At 33.2% G+C, this 4,166-nt stretch carries 4 protein-coding genes; all 4 read right to left on the reverse strand.

All coding sequences use genetic code 11. The annotated features are described in order from the left end of the window. Positions 1-768, reverse strand: a 768-nt coding sequence (locus CI949_RS17645; RefSeq protein WP_290768769.1) for a LacI family DNA-binding transcriptional regulator, incomplete at its 3' end; no start/stop codon positions are given. Between the two features lie 9 nt (positions 769-777). Then, positions 778-1,599, reverse strand: a complete 822-nt coding sequence (locus tag CI949_RS17650) for a carbohydrate ABC transporter permease (RefSeq protein WP_290768772.1) — start codon at positions 1,597-1,599, stop codon at positions 778-780. After that, positions 1,599-2,462 carry a carbohydrate ABC transporter permease gene (locus tag CI949_RS17655; RefSeq protein ID WP_290768775.1) on the reverse strand — a complete coding sequence of 288 codons (864 nt, stop codon included), beginning with the start codon at positions 2,460-2,462 and terminating at the stop codon, positions 1,599-1,601. Before CI949_RS17655 ends, CI949_RS17650 begins: the two co-directional genes overlap by 1 nt. Positions 2,463-2,544: 82 nt before the next feature. Beyond that, on the reverse strand, positions 2,545-3,762 hold the full coding sequence (locus CI949_RS17660) for an ABC transporter substrate-binding protein (RefSeq protein WP_290768778.1): 1,218 nt from the start codon (positions 3,760-3,762) through the stop codon (positions 2,545-2,547). Positions 3,763-4,166 lie beyond the last annotated feature (404 nt).

Consider the following 4,166-nt stretch of genomic DNA (forward strand, 5'->3'; position numbering starts at 1 on the left):
GACTCCAATTGCCTGATTATCAGAAGCAGCAAAAACAGCTGATGGCCATTCAGTTCTGGGGAGTTCTAATATTTCCTGCATTGACTGATAACCATCTTCTGTATGAAAATCTCCAAATTTAAGCAGATCTGGATTTAAACTAAGATTGTTTTTTGATAATATATTTTTTACTCCTTTTAAACGATTAATTCCATGCTGACTATCTTTAATACCATTGACAAAAGAAATATTTTGATGTCCCTGTTTAATTAAATAAGCAACAGCCATTTCTGCACCCTTGACGTCATCTAAATGAATTGAATGAAAATCCGGGCTATCTTCATCTGCCAAAACTATTGGAATCTCCTCACTCAATAAAGACTGGTAGTCATGTTCGCAAATATCCATAGTAACTGCTGCAATACCATCAACCTTTTTGCTGTGAACAATATCCAGTATTTTATCCATCATCTGCTGGTCTTTATCTATTTTATATAATATCAGATCTATTTTTTCTTCTTCTAGAGCATCCTGAATACCTTTTAATACTTCCACAAAAAAGTGATCAATAAATGTCGGCACAATAACCCCAACAGCATTTGCTTTCTGGCTGGCCAAATTTTGGGCAACTTTATTTGGTCTGTAATTTAATTCTTTCATGACCTTGAGAACCTTATCTCTGGTTTCATCCTTAACTTTACTGCTGTTATTTAAAACTCTGGATACAGTTCCAATCCCAACACCGGCTTTCTCTGCTACATCATAAATATTAACTTTATCTTTTGCCATAACTATTAATTATCCTTTCACTGATCCCCTCATGACTCCACTAATTATTTTCTTCTGAGCAATAATATAAACTAAAAGCATCGGAAGAAGTGCAAGTATATAGGAAGCAAATGCTAAACTATAGTTGGTACTAAATTGTGATTGAAACACATGCTGAACTAAGGGTAATGTCATACTGGAACGGTCACTGATCATTAATAATGGTAATAAAAAATCATTCCAGGCTTTTAGAGCAGTTAAAATCGCAACCGTTGCATTAATCGGTTTTAAAACCGGGAAAATAATTCTCCAGAAAATCTGCCAGACATTAGCCCCATCTATTATTGCAGCTTCTTCTATACTCCGGGGTAAAGATTTTATGTAACCTACATAGATAAAAACATTTAACGGTAAAGCATACACTATATATAATAATACAAGTCCATTAAGATTATCAAGGCTTAATATTGACATTTCTTTAACAATGGGCAGCATAATTAATGGAAACGGAATAAACATCGCACTAATAAAGTAATAATAAAGAAATTTAAAATATTTTTTATCCATATTGCGTGCTATTGCATAGGAGACCATCGAATTAACAACCAGAACTACAGCTACAGTTGGAAAGGTAACATAAGCACTGTTTTTTAAACTCTGAAAATAATTAGTCATTTCTATTGCTTTCAGATAATTAGAAAACTGAAAAGTATCAGGAACCGCTAAAATCGATTCGGCTAACTGCTGGGGGTTTTTTAAAGAAACTACAAGAGCCATATATAATGGGATAATTATAATAAATGATCCTAAAAATAATAAGCCAGTTGCCCACCAGTTTGTTTTTTCTTTCATTAGTAGCTCACCTCACGTTTTTGCAGTACTTTTAACTGGAAGAAGGAAACAGCCAGTACAACCAATAAGAAAATCACAGCATTGGCAGTCTGATATGCAAATTCTCCGCCCATAAATCCACCATTATAAATTAATAAGGTTATCGATTCAGTTGCCCGGCCAGGGCCACCTTCAGTTAAAGCCATTATGTGATCAAAGACCATTAAAAATCCACGCATGGAAATTACAATATTAATTGTAAAGAAAGGAGCGATTAAAGGAAAAGTAATATGTTTAAATTGATCCCATTTCCCGGCACCATCTATTTTGGCAACTTCATATAATTCGTCGGGAACAGTCTGCAAACCTGATAAATATAACAATGTATTAAACCCGCTTGAATTCCAGACAGCAAGAATTACTACTCCTATCCAGGCTAAGTCCATATTCCCCAGGATGTTCCTGCTCAATATTTCGATTCCAAAACTGCGTCCTAATTCCGGGATAATAAAAGTAAAAATATGATTAAAAATATAACCAACAACTAAAATACTCAGCATATAGGGAACGAAATAAACTGCCCTAAAAGTATTTTTTAGTTTTATTTTAGAATTTAGGCCCAGAGCAACTAAAAGGCTTAAAATATTTACTAAAATTGTTGAAACAATAGCAAATTTAAATGTAAAAATATAAGCATCAAATGCCCGACCATCACTAAATAAATTAATAAAATTCCTAAACCCAACAAAATTGTAATCTCCAAATCCTATATAATCTGTGAAACTATAAAATATTCCCTGCAGAGCTGGAAGAGTATGAAAAACAAAAAATAATATAAATGCCGGAATTGTCATCCAGTAAAATACAGATGAAGTTTTTTTCATTACTATTTCCTCCCACTTAAAATTAGAGAGCCCCTCTCAACTATGAGAAGAACTCCCTTTATTTAATTCTAATAATTTAGTCTTATCTTGACTGTACTTTATTCCATTCTGAATCAAGCTCTGCTAAAAATTCTTCTACATTTCCTTCGTGTAAGAAACCCTGAATCAGGTTTGGAACCTGCATTCCTGATGGATAATAATGATCAGGGAAGGGAGCAATATTTCCGGTTTCAAAATATTCCTTTAAGTCAACCACTGTTGGATCTTCCTGAAAAACATTTTCCACTGCTGAGAAAGTCATCTGCTGGTCAATATAAAATTGTGCATTTTCCTTTTCCAGTAAGAATTTAATGAATTTTTCAGCTGCTTCCGGATGATCGGTGTTCTTATTCATTGTTAAAACAGTATCTACCCCAGAAACGAGCATATTCTCATCTGCATCATTAACGGCTGGCAGTGCAAAAGCCCCTAAATTTAGATCAGGATTTGATTCTAAAATAGGATTTATAGCCCAGACACCCTGAATATACATAAATGACTCTCCATTGGCAAATGCCTGATTCCCCTGACTGTAACCAAAACCGAATATATCATCCTGACCATAATCTAGTAATTTATAAATTCTTTCTGCTACTTTTTGATAACTCTCTTTAAATGTAGTTTCATTTTCTTTTCTTCTTTCAATAAAGTTTTCCCCCTGCAGGTTTGCAGCTAATGAATTCCAGGGAACCATAATAGTCCAGGCATCTTTAAATGTCAAATAAAAAGGAGTTCCACCATTTTCCTTAATTGTTTCTGCTGCTGCTATAAATTGATCCCAGGTCTGTGGAATATCCAGCCCCAATTCTTCAAATTTATCTTTATTATATAAAACTGTATTGGCATTTGCTGTATATGGAACCCCATAATTTGAGCTTCCCTCATGTAAATCCTGGAGCATTTCTCTATAGGCCAGCTGGGTATTAGCTAAATATGAAGTATCATCAAAATTCTTTAAAATGCCAGCATCTGCTATCTGACCATAAGTAAAGTTACCACCAAGCCCCATTATATCAGGTATATTATTTCTGGTTAGTCTTGATTTTAAGACGGTTTCTGCATCAGGAACATGATTCTGCTCGATATTGATATCAGGATTTTCTTCTTCAAATTTCTCAATTAACCTGTCAAAAGTTTCTACAGCTTCTCGCTTATTCTGAAAAAACTCCAGCTCAACCTCCTGAGCAAAACCGACTGCACTGAGACCAAAAACCATTAATACTGCCAGAAAAACTGAAATAGTTGGATGTAAAGATTTCATTTAATAAATCCCCCTCTAAATTTTTGTTTTGGAACCGCTTCCAAATAGTTTAAAAATAAAATGGAATCGCTTCCAAAAGAAATTATAGCAACATTATTTTAAAAAGTCAAACAATTTAATTAGCCAGGATTTAAAATTATTAATTATTTGTTTTCAACTAAGTTTTAAATATATCTAGTCATTATAAATGCTTGATTAAAATTTTTATCTAATAGATAGTCTTTATAATATTTGATATTCTTGCGCTTCTTTATTAATGAAAATAGTAACCCTGCATTAGAAATATCACCTAATAAAACAAAACCATGGCTCTTTGACAAATGTTGTGAAATCTAAATAGCACCGTTTGAATCAAGTTATCTCTTTAATTTTTTGAATTGCTCTTAAATACTTAGCAATGATAA

The organism is Halanaerobium sp. (assembly GCF_003070835.1).

Coding starts and splice junctions, on each gene's coding strand:
- CI949_RS17650 (WP_290768772.1), bottom strand. CDS start 1,599: ATGAAAGAAAAAACAAACTGGTGGGCAACTGGCTTATTATTTTTAGGA.
- CI949_RS17655 (WP_290768775.1), bottom strand. CDS start 2,462: ATGAAAAAAACTTCATCTGTATTTTACTGGATGACAATTCCGGCATTT.
- CI949_RS17660 (WP_290768778.1), bottom strand. CDS start 3,762: ATGAAATCTTTACATCCAACTATTTCAGTTTTTCTGGCAGTATTAATG.